This is a genomic window from Paracoccus sp. S-4012, from assembly GCF_009674885.1.
Lineage (GTDB): Bacteria > Pseudomonadota > Alphaproteobacteria > Rhodobacterales > Rhodobacteraceae > Paracoccus.
This window is the reverse complement of the sequence record NZ_WKKA01000008.1, coordinates 103,804-119,422: the sequence shown is the minus strand read 5'-3', so window position 1 is coordinate 119,422 and position 15,619 is coordinate 103,804. Positions and strand designations below refer to the sequence as shown.

The 15,619-nt window shown below is 70.8% G+C and carries 11 protein-coding genes and 1 pseudogene; 9 read left to right on the top strand and 3 right to left on the bottom strand.

The annotated features are described in order from the left end of the window. Positions 1–2: 2 nt before the first annotated feature. The 5 genes and pseudogenes from soxC (at position 3) to GI374_RS12200 (ending at position 4,624) form a co-directional block, all read left to right on the top strand. Complete coding sequence (soxC, locus tag GI374_RS12220; protein WP_154337357.1) at positions 3–1,274, top strand: sulfite dehydrogenase; 1,272 nt, start codon at positions 3–5, stop codon at positions 1,272–1,274. Beyond that, positions 1,258–1,959: pseudogene (locus GI374_RS12215) on the top strand (c-type cytochrome); the annotation flags it as partial. The gene soxC and the pseudogene GI374_RS12215, both read left to right, overlap by 17 nt. 87 nt (positions 1,960–2,046) lie before the next feature. Next, complete coding sequence (locus tag GI374_RS19835; RefSeq protein ID WP_154337356.1) at positions 2,047–2,415, top strand: DUF2946 family protein; 369 nt, start codon at positions 2,047–2,049, stop codon at positions 2,413–2,415. Between the two features lie 68 nt (positions 2,416–2,483). Beyond that, positions 2,484–2,990 (top strand): YcnI family protein, encoded by a 507-nt coding sequence (locus GI374_RS12205; RefSeq protein WP_154337355.1) that lies wholly within the window; start codon positions 2,484–2,486, stop codon positions 2,988–2,990. A gap of 41 nt (positions 2,991–3,031) precedes the next feature. Continuing rightward, on the top strand, positions 3,032–4,624 hold the full coding sequence (locus tag GI374_RS12200; protein ID WP_154337354.1) for a copper resistance protein CopC: 1,593 nt from the start codon (positions 3,032–3,034) through the stop codon (positions 4,622–4,624). A gap of 2 nt (positions 4,625–4,626) precedes the next feature. Here the strand turns inward: GI374_RS12200 and GI374_RS12195 are convergent, their stop codons facing one another. After that, positions 4,627–6,087 carry a hypothetical protein gene (locus GI374_RS12195; RefSeq protein ID WP_154337353.1) on the bottom strand — a complete coding sequence of 487 codons (1,461 nt, stop codon included), beginning with the start codon at positions 6,085–6,087 and terminating at the stop codon, positions 4,627–4,629. Between the two features lie 11 nt (positions 6,088–6,098). Beyond that, positions 6,099–8,051 carry a hypothetical protein gene (locus GI374_RS12190; protein ID WP_154337352.1) on the bottom strand — a complete coding sequence of 651 codons (1,953 nt, stop codon included), beginning with the start codon at positions 8,049–8,051 and terminating at the stop codon, positions 6,099–6,101. Positions 8,052–8,314: 263 nt separating this feature from the next. Between GI374_RS12190 and GI374_RS12185 the strand changes: the two genes are divergently transcribed. From GI374_RS12185 to GI374_RS12170, 4 genes are read left to right on the top strand one after another with little or no spacing between them, the layout of a single operon-like run. Then, positions 8,315–9,526, top strand: coding sequence for a serine protease (locus tag GI374_RS12185; protein ID WP_154337351.1), 1,212 nt, complete (start codon positions 8,315–8,317; stop codon positions 9,524–9,526). Next, positions 9,526–10,647, top strand: a complete 1,122-nt coding sequence (locus tag GI374_RS12180; protein WP_154337350.1) for a serine protease — start codon at positions 9,526–9,528, stop codon at positions 10,645–10,647. The genes GI374_RS12185 and GI374_RS12180 overlap by 1 nt, the downstream gene beginning before the upstream one ends. Continuing rightward, a complete protein-coding gene (locus GI374_RS12175) occupies positions 10,644–11,930 on the top strand; it encodes a hypothetical protein (protein ID WP_154337349.1) in 1,287 nt (428 codons plus the stop codon). Before GI374_RS12180 ends, GI374_RS12175 begins: the two co-directional genes overlap by 4 nt. Then, positions 11,927–14,440, top strand: a complete 2,514-nt coding sequence (locus GI374_RS12170; RefSeq protein WP_154337348.1) for a DNA/RNA non-specific endonuclease — start codon at positions 11,927–11,929, stop codon at positions 14,438–14,440. The genes GI374_RS12175 and GI374_RS12170 overlap by 4 nt, the downstream gene beginning before the upstream one ends. On the opposite strand, the gene GI374_RS12165 is transcribed toward GI374_RS12170, so the two are convergent. After that, positions 14,409–15,608, bottom strand: coding sequence for a serine protease (locus tag GI374_RS12165; RefSeq protein WP_154337347.1), 1,200 nt, complete (start codon positions 15,606–15,608; stop codon positions 14,409–14,411). The two genes, GI374_RS12170 and GI374_RS12165, sit on opposite strands and share 32 nt — an antisense overlap. Positions 15,609–15,619: the final 11 nt, after the last annotated feature.

The window sequence follows — 15,619 nt, the reverse complement described above, 5'->3', positions numbered from 1 at the left end:
ACATGACCGGACAACCACGGCGCCCCAGCCGCCGCGCCTTCATGCAGGCGGGGCTCGCCGCCGGGGTCGCGCTGCCCGCCGCCGCCGCCATGGCGCGCGCTCAGCCGGCACCCGATCCGCTGATCACCGAGGTGCAGGACTGGGCGCGCTTTCTGGGCGACGGCGTCGACGAGACCCCCTATGGCCTGCCCATCCACTTCGAAAGCGACGTCATCCGGCGCAACGTGCCCTGGCTGACCGCCGACACCATCAGCTCGATCAACTTCACGCCGATCCACCAGCTCGACGGCACGATCACGCCCGCCGGCTGCGCCTTCGAGCGTCACCATTCGGGCGCGATCGAGATCGCAAAGCCCGACTATCGGCTGATGCTCCACGGACTCGTGGATCGCGAACTGATCTTCACCTACGAGGATCTCGAGCGCTTTCCGAGGACGCAGGCGGTCTATTTCTGCGAATGCGCGGCGAACAGCGGGATGGAGTGGGCGGGCGCGCAACTGAACGGGTCGCAGTTCACCCATGGCATGATCCACAACATGGAATATGTCGGCGTGCCGCTGAAGACGCTGCTGGCCGAAGCCGGGGTCAGGCCGGAGGGCAAGTGGATCTTCGTCGAGGGCGCCGACGCGTCGTCCAACGGGCGCTCGATCCCGATCGAGAAGGCGCTGGACGACGTCATGGTCGCGTTCAAGGCCAATGGCGAGGCGCTGCGGAAGGAACACGGCTATCCTGCCCGCCTGGTGGTGCCAGGCTGGGAAGGCAACCTCTGGATCAAGTGGCTCCGCCGCATCGAGGTCACCGCCGGCCCGGTCGAGAGCCGCGAGGAGACCTCCAAATACACCGACACGCTGGCCGACGGCACCTCGCGCAAATGGACCTGGGTGATGGACGCCAAGTCGGTCATCACCGCGCCGAGCCCGCAGGTGACGATCAAGCACGGCCCCGGCCCGCTGGTCATCACCGGCCTCGCCTGGTCGGGCCGCGGCGCGATCACCCGCGTTGACGTGTCGCTCGACGGCGGCAAGAACTGGCGCCCCGCGCGGCTCGCCCAGCCGGGCACGCCGATGGCGATGACGCGCTTCTATCTCGACCACGCATGGGATGGCGAGGAGATGCTGCTGCAGTCCCGCGCGATGGATGAGACCGGCTACGTCCAGCCTACCAAGGACGCGCTGCGCGAGATTCGCGGCGAAAACTCGGTCTATCACAACAACGGAATCCAGACCTGGTGGATCAAGAAGGATGGCAGCGGTGAAAATGTCGAAGTTTCGTAACGCCGTTTCGCTGCTGGTCCTTCTGGCGGCCTCGCCCGCCGCGGCACAGTCGGACGGCAGCCCGGTCCCGGCCGCTCCTTCGGCCGAAGCAAAGGCCTCCGCGCCGCTGGGCATCGGCCGGACCGCACTCCCCGAGGAGATCGCGGCCTGGGACAAGGACATCAGCCCCGACGGCCTCGGCCTGCCCGAAGGCTCCGGCGACGTGGCTTCCGGCGAGGCGCTGTTCACCGACTACTGCGCCTCCTGCCACGGAGATTTCGCCGAGGGCCTCGACAACTGGCCCGCCCTGGCCGGCGGCGAAGGCACGCTCGATCACGACGATCCCGAGAAGACGATCGGCAGCTACTGGCCCTATCTCTCGACCGTCTGGGACTACGTCCATCGCTCGATGCCGTTCGGGAACGCTCAGTCGCTGACCGCCGACGAAACCTACGCGATCACCGCCTACATTCTCTATTCCAACTATCTCGTCGAGGACGACTTCACCCTGTCCCACACGAACTTCGGCGAGGTGGAACTGCCCAATGCCGGCGGGTTCGTGGAGGACGACCGGGCAGAGACCGAGTACCCGATATTCGCCGGGGAGCCTTGCATGGAGAACTGCAAGGACGCCGTCGAGATCACGAAGCACGCCTCCGTTCTCGACGTCACCCCGGAAGACGGCAGCGATGCGCCGGAGGGCGCCGAGGGCATGTAGGGCAGTGCCGTGGCGGCCCGCGCCACCACGGCCCCGGCTCGACCGTGATCTCCAGCCGCGCTACGGTCTTTTCTGATGAGGGGCCGGAGAACATGCGAGGCATCGTGGCGCCACGTCTTTGGCGTGCTGACTGCCGGCGCGCTCCTGCTGCTGGCTCTCACTCCCATGCCTCTGGATCATCGCAGCCAAGCGGCGATGAGTTCTGAGCACTCCCATGTCGCCGGGCATCAAGTCGTTTCGGAACCGCAGCAGTCACGGCAGCACGAGGTCCATCCGCACTGCCCGCTCTGCACCCTCAGCAAGCTCTTTCTGCTCCCGCCCGCGGCCGCACTGCCCCTGCCCGTCAGGCGCTCCCTGGAGGCCGAGGTTCGGCCGCCGCCGCCGCCGGGAGTGACCCCTGCGCGACTGCCGCAGCAGGCCCGCGCCCCTCCGCGTCTCGGCTGAGAACACCACTCCCATGATCGTCCTTCGCAGGCGCCGGATGACTGGCCCGTGACAGCAGAGGTATGCAGATGATTTTCCGAGCCCTTCTTTCGGCCGTCACTCTGGCCGCTTTCGTTGCGCCCGCCGCGGCGCACATCACTCTCGAGGACAGCGAAGCCGCACCCGGCGAACGCTACAAGGCGGTCCTGCGGGTCGGCCATGGTTGCAGCGGATCGCCGACGACGACGATTCGGGTGCAGATCCCCGACGGCATCACGGCCGCCCAGCCGATGCCGAAGCATGGGTGGGAGATCGAGATCGTGCATGCGCCGCTCGACCCGCCCCTCGTCGATGGCGACCGCGAGATTACCGAGCGGATCAGCGAGATCCACTGGTTGGGAGGGAAGCTGCCGGAGGAGTACTATGACGAGTTCGTCTTTCGGACGCGCCTGCCCGACACGCCCGGCGCCACGCTCTACTTCCCCGTCGTGCAGGAATGTGAGGAAAAGGTGCATCGCTGGATCGAGATCCCCGCGGAGGGGCAGAACGCGGACGAATTGTCCGAGCCCGCCCCCGCCGTCATGCTGACCAACTGATCCCGGGAGCGGGGCGCGCTTTCAGCGCGCCCCGGTGCGCGATGTCCCGACTCCTCCTTGTCATTGTGGTGTGGCTCGCAGCCGCGCAGGCTGCCACCGCCCACGCGATGCTCCTCGACACCACGCCCGCGGCCGACGCCGTACTGGACGAAACACCCGCAGAGGTGCTCCTGCGGTTCAGCGAGCCGGTGTCGCCGGTTGCGGTCCGCCTGCTCGACGCCGCTGGGGCCACGGTGGTCGCGGACCCGGTTGCGCGGGATGCGTCGGTGGTCCTCGCGCTCCCGCCGCTGCCGGACGGAAATTACCTGCTGTCCTGGCGCGTGGTCTCGACCGACTCGCACCCGATTGGAGGCGCGTTCAGGTTCGCCGTCGGCGACACCCCGGCCGCCGTCGCCGCCCCGGACCCCCCGCGTTCCGACTGGACCGTGGTTTCAGCCATTCACCGGGGCATCTACCTATCGCTTCTGCTTCTGGGAGCCGGGGGCGCCGCGTTCCTCGCCGCCTTTCGCCAGAGGGCGACAGGCATGGTGCGCAGGAACAGACTGCTCCTCCTGGGCGCGGCGCTGCTCGCGTTGAGCCTGGTTCCGATGCAGGGGGCTTTGCTCCTCGGAATGCCCCTCGGGGCGGCGCCAATTGGCGATCTGCTCGCGGCCGGCAGCGGCAGCCCGATCGCAAAAGGTGGCCTGGCGAGCGCCCTCCTGCTCGGCGCCGCCGCAATCCTGCTCACCCGCGCACCGGGGATGGCCGCGCTCGCTGCCGCTGGCGCGACGGCAACGCTTGGCTTCTCTGGACATGCGGCAACGGCCGACCCGCAGTGGCTCGCGGCCCCAGTCCTCAGCGTCCACGCCTTGCTGGCCGGCCTGTGGGCGGGCGCGCTCCTGCCCCTGCGCAGTTGTGTGGCCCGCTTGCCCGCGCCCGAGGCGGCATCAATGCTGCGGGCCTTTTCCCGAATGGCGGTTCCGGCCGTCGCCCCGCTGTTGCTCGCCGGAGGCGTGCTCACGCTCATTCAGGTCAGAGGACTTGCAGGCTTCGCTACCCCTTACGGAACGGTGCTCGCCTTGAAGATGGCGGGCGTCGTCCTGATGCTGGTTCTCGCAAACTGGAACCGCAGCCGCCTCACGCCCCGCCTGAGCCTGGGCGGGTTTGCAGCGGTGCGCCGCCTGCGGATCAGCATCGGGCTGGAAATCGTCGCGGCGCTGTTCGTGGTCGCGAGCGTTGCCGTGCTGGGCCATCTGCCGCCGCCGCGCGCGCTTGCCGCCCAGCACGACACCAGCCCGCACGCGCTTCACGGCGGCCATCAGCAGAGCAGCGTCGCCATGAAGTGGGAGGCCGAAGCGCAGGGATACCATCTCCAAGCTCAGATGACGGCACGAGCCGCCGGCGGCCACGACATTGCGGCGCGGTTCGCAAACGCCGCCGGCAGTCCGATCGCTCCGCAGGAGGTCGAGCTTGCAGTTTCGTCGCCGGCGCTCGGGCTTGAGGCGATCAAGCGCAGGATGCAGCCGGAAGGCGACGCCTTTGTGCTGCGGACCTCCGACATCTCGCTGCCCGGCGAGTGGCAGATCGATGTGATCGCTCTCATCTCCGCGTTCGAGCGGGTTCGCTTTTCGTCAGCAGCACTTGTCGCGCCCTGAACTCAGGCCCCGGGCTGTGCCGTTCCGCCGGGCGGCGTTGCCGGCAGTGGCGCGGGGTCCAGGGGGCCGAAGCGTTCGCCCCAGAAGCGGCAGGTCTCCTCCCATGCCGGCTTGATCCCCGAGCGGACGATCACCGTCGCGGCCAGCGGCGCGAGGAAGGGCGGCGTGCCGATCGCCATGAGGGTCGTCGCGATGCCGCCGATCAGGGCGGCGTCGGAGAGCTTCAGGGTCTGCCTCAGCTTCTCGCGCTCGACTTTCGCCGTGTCATCGTCGCCGCAGAGGAGATGGTAGAGTTCGCGGTTGAGCCGCTCGGCCACGCGGCGGCCGAGGTCGAGGAAGGCGCCCTGCACCGACTCCGTCCCTTCGGGCGGCATGGCGAGGGTCATGCTCTCCGCGATGTCCGGGGTCAGTTCCAGAAGCGCCTGACGACGGCCCATCTCGGCGAGCAGCGTCTCCTCGTCCATCGCCATCACACCAAGGACGGCCTCCTCGTCGGCGACCGGCAGCGGGCGCGACTCGGGCGGCGCGGGCATTTCCATGGCAATCGCCTCGAGGCTGCCGCCCTCGGCCGTTTCGCGGATCATCCGCGCCGCCGGGACGAAGCCGCTGCTGGTCGGGTGCAGCTCGTCATACCACGCGTCGTCGGGCGTGCGGCCGCGGCAGTCGGCGGCTGCGACCCGGCCGCCGAAGTTGCCGGCCATCGACTCTAGCCCGTCATGCAGCCTGTCGATCAGCACCCGGATGATGTCGCGCTGCAGCCGGCGGTCGCTGATGCCGAGCTTCAGCATCGGCCGGCCGAGCCACGGGCCGCCGTTCGGGATGGCGTAGTCGTAGCCGTGGCAGACCACGCGCTTCGCCCCCGCCGTCAGCGCCCTTTCGACCAGATCGGCGTAGATCGCGAGGATGCGGGCGAGGAGTTGGTCGAACTCGTCCGAGATGTGATCCTCGGGCGCCATGCCGGGGCGCGGCGGCTTGAGGTAGCGCGCGAGCTGGCCGCCGCCCAGCAGGTCGTTGCCGCCGCCGCTGAGCAGCAGCAGGTCGGGCTTCTCGGACAGCACCGCGGCCGTCACCTCGTCCTGCCGGACCATGTCCTGCAAGAGGTCGCCGGCGGCGCCGACGCAGTAGATCGCCCATGCGTCGAACAGGTGGTCGATCACGTCGTCGATCAGGAACGGATACTGGAACCACGAGTCGCCCTCGGCCACGACCTTCAGGCCCGTCCAGCCGCGGATCTTGGCCGCATAGCGCCGCTGCCGCCGCCAGCGGGCGACGCCGTTCAGCGAGGCGAGGGCCATCGCCGACTCGGTCTCGTCGAACGCCACGAGCGCCGGGTTGGCGATGACGCTCGGGCGGAAGGACTGGCTGTCGAGCGGGTCGAGGCGCAGGAAGGGGCGGATGGCGCTGTCGGGCACCTCCGGGTCCATCAGCATCGATTCAAGCGTCGCGCGGTCGATCTTCTGCATGATGGTCCCCGTCAGTTGAACACTGTCAGTCCCAGCTCGGCCTCGGCCTCGGGCGAGAGGATGCCGTCGGCCCAGCCGAGCTTGCGTTGCTGATGCTGGATGAGCGCCGCGCGTGTGACCGGCCCGACAAGCTGGCTGGCGTCCGGGGCGAGGCCAAGTTGCCGCTGCAGCCGGTCCACGGCGTCCCCCTGCGAGCCGAAGCGCAGCCGTTGCAGCGACGCGGCCTCGCCCGAGGTCCGCTGCCGCGAGGCAAGCGCCGCATCGAGACCGGTCAGCAGCATGGCGCTGAACTGCTGGCCATCGTCCGAGGCGGCAAAGGTCCGCCCCATGCCGAGGGCCTCGCGCAGGTCGGCCCAGAGGCCGGTATGCAGCCGCCGCCCGCGGTCGTAGTCGCCCGGCAGCGTCATGCAGCCGAGGGACGAAAACCCCTGCCGCCGCCGGCCGGGATGGATATTGTCGGCGGGCGCGCAGTCGTGCCAGAAGTCGCGCCGGTCATAGACCACGTCGTCCAGCGTCCTCAGCGCGATCACGCGCGACGCCCCGTCGCGGGACTTCGAGAGCCGCAGCACGCCGCGGATCTCCCCCGAGGTCCCGGCGCGGTGGGTGCCCACCGTGTAGGTGTAGCACCCCGTCGGCAGCACGTTGCCCTCGAACTGGCCGCTCCGCGCCTTGGCGACGCCGTTCACGAGCGCCTTCGCCTCCGGCACGGTCGAGGCGCGGAACGCCCAGAGGCGGCCGCTGCCACGGTCCAGGACGCCGATCACGCAGCGGAAGTCGTGGTGGTCGGGCCGCTGGTCCACGAGGGTGATCGCGGCCACGTCCTCGCGCTTCTCGGCCCCCGAAAGCCGCGCGCCGCGCAGCGCGAAGAGCACCCGGCCGGGCAGCACCTGGAAGGCATTGGCCCGGATCAACGCCTCGAGATCCTCGGCGGTCAGGTCGAACTCGGTCCCCTGCGGCAGCTTCGGCAGGTGGCGGTAGTCGGGCTGCTCGTCATCGTTGGGGTTCCAGCGGACATCGGCAAGCGACTGGCCGGGGGCCTCGGTCACGGATTCCAGCTCCGGCGCGTCGAGGGCCTCGAGGTGGTCGTCGGTCTGCTCGGCCACGTCCTCGTGGTCTTCGGCTGCGGGCGACGCGGGGGCTTCGAGGGTCTCCAGGGCGCCGAGGGCCGCCAGCCCCTCGGTCAGCGCCATCTCGGCCAGCCCGGCCTCGAACAGATCCGCCTCCTGCCTGCGCCGCTTGGCGAGGCTCGACTCCGCGCCCCAGATGCGGATCATGGCGCGCAAGCAGCCGGGGATGGCATCGAAATCGCCATCCGCCATCATCCGCCGGGTATCGCGCATCTCGCGGAAGCGGTCCTTCGTGGACGTGAAGCCGCCCCCGCCGCGGTTGAACACGAGGCTCAGCAGCGCCCCGCGGGCATGCGGATGCAGCCGGTCGAGATTGTCGAGCGCGCCGTAGAGCTGTCCCACCAGCTTCGGCATCTTCGCGGCGTCGAACTGCGCGATCGCCACGTCCCACGGCACCACGATGTCCGACAGCGACCGCACGAGGGCCTTCGCGCGCGTGACCTTGGCGGCGCGGCCCGGGTCGTCGGTGCGAAAGCCGATGACGCGCGAGAGCCGCTCGATCGCCGCGCGCGGGAGGCGGGTGCCCCAGTCGGCCTCGAACTCGGCCCGCGTGTGGTAGCCGAGGTCGTAGCCGCAGCCGATGGTGATGCCGGAGGCGAAGGCGGGCCAGACCGGGCGGGCGCGGATCACCTGCTCGTAATAGGCGCGGCCGCCCGTCTCCCAGGTGACGATGAAGTCATAGGCGCGGGTCGAGATCGCGTCCTGCCACGGGATGTCGAGCGGCGTCGCCTCCTCGTCGCCACCCCATTCCTCGGCTGCCTCGCGCCAGCCCAGCATTTCGGCCAGATCGACGGCGTTCGGGGCCTCGATAGCGGAGGAATGCAGCGGATCGTTCATCCAGATAGCCTCCACAGCCGCCCGGGATGAGCGCTGAAACGAGGGACGAAACTGCCGTTATCCGTGTGGCGATGATGCGCCTCGGCCAGGATTGCGTCAATCGCGATGTGCTATCCCGCTGACTGTTCAAGTGCCTCGCGCTGAAGTAGAATATCCTTGCTGACCGCACCGGCCTGGAAGCGCCGGCGGATTTCACTGGAAGGCGCCCGTTTCGGGCAATTACCGATTTCTTCAGATTCTGTTCTCCCAGGGGGAGACGGGCCATGCACAGGCACGATCCGGTGGCAGTCGAGGCCCTGACGAGGAAGTTCCTGCCGCGCATGTCGAGCGGGCACGGCCGGCTCGAATCCATCGGCGGCGGCAGCCCCGAGGCCGCAGTGGCCGAACGCTGGGCACGCTCGCGCGAGTTCCTGCTGCGCTTCATCCGCGACGAACTCGGCGGTGACGCCGACCTGACCGCGCTCGCCGAACGGGTGCTGGCCGACGGGCGCGAGGGGCTGAAGCTGATCGAGGGGTCGCGCGACCGCACGGCGGCGCCCCGCGCGCGGCTCGAGGCGGGGCTCGAGGTCATCGTCGAGACGGACGGCTCGCGCCCGGTGTTCCTGATCCGCGACGACGCCATCGTGCCGGGGTCGAGCCCGCCCGGCGAATGGACCGGCCGGCTGACCGACGTGGCGCTCGAGGATACCCTGCGCGCCGTCATCCGCGCCGTCGGACGCATCGACATCACCCATCCGGCCGCCCCGTTCGCGGGCACCGGCTGGCTGATCGCGCCCGACCTCGTCGCCACCAACCGCCACGTCGCGCAGATCTTCGTGGACTTCGGCGCCCCCGGCGGGCCGCGGATCGATCCCGCCCGGGGGCCGCGGATCGACTTCGGCCATGAGTTCGGCGGCCGCGACTCCGTCGACCCTCGACCGCTGACCGAGCTGGTCTTCTGCGGCGCCCGCCCGGTGCCCGCGCGCGGGATCGACCATGCCGTCCTCGACCTCGCGATCTTCCGCGCCGCGCCCTCCGGCAGCGAGCGCCACCTCGCGCCGCTCTGCATCGGCGGCGGCGGCGCCCTCACCCGCCCGGGCACCGAAATCTTCCTCGCCGGCTATCCCGCCGCCCCCGCGCGCGAGGACATCCTCGGCGACGTGACCGAGACCGATCGGGTGCTGCGCCTCCTCTTTGGCCGCCTCTGGGGCTTCAAGCGCCTCGCGCCCGGCGCGGTGATGCCTGCGCCCGCGGGCCGGACGATGCTGCACGACGCCACGACCCTCGGCGGCAATTCGGGCTCGCTGGTCATGGGGCTCGACAGTTGCCCGGCCGTGACCGGGATCCACTACGGCGGCAGTTGGGGCGCGGCGCGGGCGAACTGGGCGCATCCGCTCTCGGCGATCCTCGACGAGGAGGGCCTGCGCGGGTTGCGCCACGCGAGCCTCGGCGACCTCTGCCGGGCCGAGGGCATCGACCTGGTGGAGTTCCCCTGATGGCGATCCCGGTCGAGCTCATCGAACCCCTCAGCCGGAAGAGCGCGCGCATCTTCACGCTGCAGGAAGGCGACTGGATGCTGCGCAAGGTGACGGGCGACATGCTCTACGAGGTCGTGCCCCGCGGCCTGCCCGACCGGGCGACGTTCTCGGCGCTGCTCGACGCGGTGAGCGCCAGCAACATCGAGGCGAAGCTGCTCTCCGAGATGCTGGCGCGGCGCCCGAACGATCCCGAGTTCCGTGACCTCGTCGCCCGCGCCAGCCCGGAAGCCGCCGCCTCGCCGCCGCAAGCGGAGATGCCGCTGTCGCTGCAGGTCGCCGGGGCGGCGGTGGCCGACGCGCCGCCCAACGGCTTCGCGCCGGGCCTGCAACGCAATGTCCGCCCGAATCTCCAGAAGCTCGACCTGATGGTGTGGGTGGACAAGCTGCTCCGCATCCGCAACCGCGTCTGCCGGATCGAGATCGGCACCCGCGCCGCCGGAACCGGCTTCCTCGTCGGGCCTCAGGCGGTGCTGACCAACTGGCATGTGGTGGAGAAGGCCGCCACCGCCGGGCGGGTGGCCGACCTGCGCTGCCGCTTCGACTATCTCATGCGCGAGGACGGTGCGCGGCAGCCGGGCGTGGTGCTGCCGCTGGGCGACAAGGCCCTCGCCTGCCACAGCCCGTTCAGCCCGGCCGAACTGACCGACCACCCGGCCGAACCGCCTCCCACGCCCGACGAGCTAGACTTCGCGCTGCTGCACCTCGGGGAAGCCGCGGGCGAGCACGAGATCGAGGGCGTCGCCCGCCGCTGGATCCCCCTCCCCGCCGCCGCGCCCGCGCTGGCCCCCGACGACCCGCTGCTGATCGTCCAGCACCCGGACGGCGCGCCGATGAAGCTGGCGATGGACACGCAGGCGGTGATCGGGCCGAACGCCAACGGCACCCGCCTGCGCTACCGCACCAACACCGACAGCGGCTCCTCCGGCTCGCCCGGCTTCAGCATGGACTGGGACCCGGTGGTGCTGCACCACTATGGCGACCCGGCATGGCAGGCGCCGAAGTTCAACCAGGGCGTCCCGCTGCACCTCGTCCGCGCGCGGATCGAGGCCGGGGGGCAAAGCGGGCTGCTCGGGCCATGACCATCGCCGCCGCTCTGATCGAGCCGCTCAGCCGCAAGATCGCGCGCATCTTCACGCTGGCCGAGCTGAACCTGATCCTGCTCAAGACCTCGGGCGAGCGGCTCTACGACCTCGTGCCGCGCGACAAGCCCGACCCCGCGACCGTCTCGGAGCTAGTGGACCGCATCAGCGCACGGAGCATGGAACTGGCGGTGCTGGGCGAGATGCTGGCCCAGCGGCCCGATGACGCCGAGTTCGCGGCGCTCGTAGCCGAGGCGGCCCCGGGGGCGCAGAACGTGCCGCGCAGCACCGAGGCGAATGTCAGTTCGCTCGTGCAGGGCCTCGACGCGGTGCGGGCCAAGCTGGAGGATCCGGCGGTCAAGGGCGCGCTCACCAGCTCGAAGACGGAGCTGCTGCTGATTTCCTCGACCATCGACAGCCTCGACGCCTACAAGGCGCTGCACGAATGCCTGCACCAGTTGCAGGCCAAGCAGTTCGCCACTCTGCGCGAGGCGGCCCGCAACCTCGGGGGCGACCCGGCGCAGGCGGCCGAGTTGCGGGTGTTCCGCAACCAGCTCCGCAACGCCTGCCTGTTCGCCAACCAGGCAGTGCTGAAGCTGCCCGACACGCCCGTGGTGCGCCGCACCGAGCTTCTGTGGATCGGCGAACTGGAGGCGGCGGGGGACGAGTTCCACGACGCCATCCAGGCCCGCGACCCCGATGCCGCCCGCCGCGCGCTGAACCGCATCGCGCGGATCATGCGCAACACACCGCCGCGGCTGAACACGCAGATCTTCGCGATGGCGACCGAGCTGCCGCTGGAGAAGCTCGCCGGCGCGCTTCAGGACGTGATCGTGCCCGTGGTCGGCGGCCCGACGCAGGGCGCGTTGCAGGCGCTGCGGCTCATCATCCCGGCGATCCGGGCAAGGGTGGTCGAGCACAAGGACTGGCAGGACGCCGACAACGTCATCGCCGACCTCGACCGGCTGGTCGAACTGGGCTCGCCGCGGCTGATCGAGGAATTCGCGGCCGACTGGCTGGAGCTGAAGGCCAAGGTGCTGGAGCTTGCCGCCCGCGACGCCGGCGCCGAGTGGGCCGAGGACTTGCAGGGTTACGTCCGCGACGTGGACGACCGCCTCGCGGCCGAGGTCGCCGACGCCCGCTTCCTCGACGCCTTTGCGGTGTTCCGCGGCGACGCGCAGTATCATTTCCTCATCGTGGATTCGCGTCTCAAGGCGGATTGCAGCGAGCTGGTGAAGATCGGCGAGCCGCTGAACCGCATCCTGTCGGAGCTTGGCGCATGAGCACTCCCCCGGCCGGCGAGCCGTTCGCGTCCCTCGATGTCCTGCGCCGCCTGCACCAGCAGATGCTGGAGCGGCAGGCCGGCAGCGACACGGCGCCGCTGCAGACCATCCCCGCCGGCGAGATCGCGGCGTTCCTCGGCCGGGCGGGCGCCACCGGCGCGCTTCTCGCCGACCCCGAGGACCGCCGTGCGGTGCAGCGCATCCTTGACTACTGGTCGGCCGACCTCATCGCCGCGTCTCGCCGCGAGCGGGTGGAGGTGCGGCCGGTGCAGCTGGCGCCCTATGCCGCCGCCGCGCCCAAACCGGAGCCCGAGGGCGCGATCCGCAACCCCGAGGAGGCGCGGCAATACATCCGCCTCAGCGCCCTCGCGCGCCAATGGCGCGACAGCGGCGCGGCAGGCTATCTGCTCGGCGGAGAGGCCCTCGATGAGGCCGAACGCTTCGCCCGCGACCCCGACATCGCCGCCCTGATCGCCGCCAGCCGCGGGGCGCAGGGCCGGACGCTGCGGCGACGGCAGCGGATCAAGAACGTGGCGCTGGCCGTCCTCGTCGCGGTCATCGCCTTGCTGGGCTGGATGAACTGGCAGACGAGCCTGGCCCGGCAAGAGGCGGAAGTGGCGCGGCAGGCAGCGGAAGGGGCATCGGAACGGGAGGCGGCGGCTCGGCTGGCGGCGGAAGCCGATCGCCTGGCCGCCCGGACGGCGGAGGCGCAGGCGAGGATGCAGGCCACCAGGGCCAACACCGAGCGGTTGCGCGCCGAGGAGAGCGCAAGGCAGGCGACCCAGCAATGGCGCGGGCAGAACAGCCGCAACGTCGAACTCGACGCCGCCCTCGACGTGCTCGCCCGCCAGGTGCACTCGGGGCTGCTGGACCCCACGAGCATCCCCGATGCCAGACTGCGGTCCATCCTCATCACCCGCCTCACGCCCGCCGACACCCCGGACCCGCTGCTTCCCTACGCCCTGCCGAGGGCAACGGAGGCCATGCCCGCGGGCGCATCGGGCGCGCAGCCGGAGGCCACCATCGGCGTCGACGAAGGCGAACCCCACGTTCAAACCGCCGACCTTGCAACGCCTGCCGCCGAGCCGGCGCTGACCTTCCCCGGCTACGATCCCGGCTTCCTCGGCATGGACCTGCCCCTGCCCGCAGTGACCGAGGCGCAGGCCGCCATGGCGTGGAACGGCGGCGAGCCGCTGCCCTATTTCTACTACAGCATCATCCTCGACACCGGCCGGCGGATGGCGATCCTGTCGGCGGCCAATCTCGACCGGCTGCAGAGCCGCGCCCTGCCCCGCGCCGGCGACGTTTTCCGGCCCGACCCCCGCCTCGACCCGGCTCAGCAGCCCGACCCAGGCATCTTCGATGAGCGCGGGATCGAACGCGGCCGCCTCGTGGGCCGGGCCGACATTTCCTGGGGGCCGGCGCTTCCTTCGGACACCGCCGAGGCGGCGGCCTTCGTCGCGCAGATGACCAGCCACTATCCGAACCTCGTGCCGCAGTTCGCGGCCGTGAACCAGCAGTCGTGGCCGGCGATCGAGGACTGGGTGCGCCTGCACCACAATCCCGCCGCCTCGCGCGTGACGATCCTCTCCGGCCCGGTCTTCGGGGAGCGTGGCGGCCTGCCCGAGGCCTACTGGAAGATCGCCGTCTCCGCCGGACCGGAGGGATTGCCGACGGTGGACGCCTTCCTCGTGCCGAACACCCCGGCCTCCGCGCCGGACCCGGAGGCCTATCGCACCAGCGTCGAGGAGATCGCGTTGCTGACGGGCCTCGGCTTCCCGGAGGCGCTGATCGCCGCCGGCAGCCATGGCGCCCGCCTCGCCGCGCGGGTGCCCGAACTCGAGGCCGCCGACGAGGCCACCCGCCGGGCCGCGGTTCAGGACCTCGCCGATCTGCTGCGGGACCCCGAGGCGAAGGAGGACGACAAGCTGCAGGTGGTCGAGGCATTGCTGGCCGCAAGCGAAGGCGGGCGGCTTGCCTATCTCTCGCCCCAGACGCGGGTGAACCTGCTCTTCGTGCTGGTGCAGGTTCCCGCGGAGAACTGGATGCGGGAGGCATGGCTGCCGCTGACCGCCCGCGCGCGGCGGCTCGCCGCCGCCGATGCGGTGCTCGGCCCGCAGGCGCAGCAGCTGCTCGCCGCCCTGCGCGACGGGCTCGGCCTCGAGGATGGACCGGACCAGACCGTCTACCTGCAATTCGCCGGCTACACCCACGATCAGGCGGTCGTGCTCAGGAAGGAGCTGCAGGCGCTCGGCTGGGACATGCCGCGCGAGGAGCAGATCGACGCGGCGCAGGGGCTAAACCAGGTCCGCTATCACGAGGGCAGTGAGGCGGACGCGGCCGCGGCCCGACTGCTGGCCGCCGACCTGCGCGCCGCCGGGCACTCGGAGGTGACTGCCGTGGGCATGGAGATCATCCGCAACGGCATCCTCGAGGTCTGGATCAGCCCGCCCGCGGGGGCGGCAGCCGGCGTTGAGGTCAGGCGCCCTGAACCGGCCCCCCGAGACTGAGCGTGATCGTCACCGGCACCGTCACGGTGACGCTCCCGTCCCGCGCCTCCGGCCGGATCGCCACCGCCGCCTCCTGCCCCGACACGTCACGCCACGCATCGGCGAAGGCATCCGGGCGCGGTGCCGGCTTGCCGGCAAAACGCACCCCCGCGTCCACCACGCGCGCATCAAGCGCCAACTCGCCCGTGGGCACGCCGAAATTGGCGTCGAGGTAGCGCCCCCCGAAATGCAGCGCGACCACCCGCCCGGTCCGGGCCGAAATCACCGCCGAGCCGGAGTTGCCGCCCAGCGTCGAGCTGTCATGCGTCGCCGCATCGACGCTGCGCCCGAAGCTCGCCGTCCGGCGGCGCGGGCCGACCACCCCCGGCTGCAACCGCTTCACGTTGTAGATGCCGCCGAAGACCATGCCCTGAACGCCCGCGTCGTTGCGCGGGTCGAACGCCGGATAGCCGATCACCGCGATCTCCTCGCCCTCGAGCGCCTCCGGCTCCTCGAGCGCCAGTTCCAGCGGCGGCTGGCCGTTGCCGAGCCCCTCGACCCGCAGCAGCGCCATGTCCCAATGTGGATGGATCATCGCCACCTCGCGGACCTTGACCCCGATCGAGCCGTCCCGCTCATGCTCGCGCAGGAAATCCACCCCGGCCGAGAGCCCCGGCCGGAAACGCAGGTCGCGCAGCCCGAGCCCCGAGGCGAAGATCTCCGCGACATGGCGGTTGGTCATCAGCAGGTCCGGCCCGACCACGAATCCGGTGCCGCCATAGGGCAGCGAGGGGTGGTCGGGCAACTCGACCCGGCCGATGGAGGCGATGGCGGTCCGCAGCCGCTGCCGGATGCCGGGGTCCTGATCGTAATGCGTCCAGAGCGCATGGGCGACCCGGTAGTCGCCGTCCTGCACCAGCACCGCCGGGCGCTTGTCGGGGATGATGATGGCCTCGGTGACGAACTGCTCCTCGCGGTCGAGCTCGGCCCCCTGCGCCAGCTTCTCGGCGGCGCTGCGGATTGCCTCGGGCCGGGCCGGCGGGGCCGCCGCGGGGGCGGTGGCGTCGATCCAGGCGGCCTCCAGCATGGATTCGGCCGCCGCGCCGGTATCGGCCAGTTCCTCCAGCCCGCCGCCGGGCAGTACCTTGGCGAGGTAGTCGCGCAGGCGGGCGGTCGTTGCGTCGCTCATGGTCTGTCTCC

Bases quoted from the DNA above. Each gene is read 5' to 3' on its own strand.
- GI374_RS12165 (WP_154337347.1), bottom strand. From the start codon at position 15,608: ATGAGCGACGCAACGACCGCCCGCCTGCGCGACTACCTCGCCAAGGTA.
- GI374_RS12185 (WP_154337351.1), top strand. From the start codon at position 8,315: ATGCACAGGCACGATCCGGTGGCAGTCGAGGCCCTGACGAGGAAGTTC.
- GI374_RS12170 (WP_154337348.1), top strand. From the start codon at position 11,927: ATGAGCACTCCCCCGGCCGGCGAGCCGTTCGCGTCCCTCGATGTCCTG.
- GI374_RS12200 (WP_154337354.1), top strand. From the start codon at position 3,032: ATGTCCCGACTCCTCCTTGTCATTGTGGTGTGGCTCGCAGCCGCGCAG.
- soxC (WP_154337357.1), top strand. From the start codon at position 3: ATGACCGGACAACCACGGCGCCCCAGCCGCCGCGCCTTCATGCAGGCG.
- GI374_RS12190 (WP_154337352.1), bottom strand. From the start codon at position 8,051: ATGAACGATCCGCTGCATTCCTCCGCTATCGAGGCCCCGAACGCCGTC.
- GI374_RS12175 (WP_154337349.1), top strand. From the start codon at position 10,644: ATGACCATCGCCGCCGCTCTGATCGAGCCGCTCAGCCGCAAGATCGCG.
- GI374_RS12195 (WP_154337353.1), bottom strand. From the start codon at position 6,087: ATGCAGAAGATCGACCGCGCGACGCTTGAATCGATGCTGATGGACCCG.
- GI374_RS12180 (WP_154337350.1), top strand. From the start codon at position 9,526: ATGGCGATCCCGGTCGAGCTCATCGAACCCCTCAGCCGGAAGAGCGCG.
- GI374_RS12205 (WP_154337355.1), top strand. From the start codon at position 2,484: ATGATTTTCCGAGCCCTTCTTTCGGCCGTCACTCTGGCCGCTTTCGTT.
- GI374_RS19835 (WP_154337356.1), top strand. From the start codon at position 2,047: ATGAGGGGCCGGAGAACATGCGAGGCATCGTGGCGCCACGTCTTTGGC.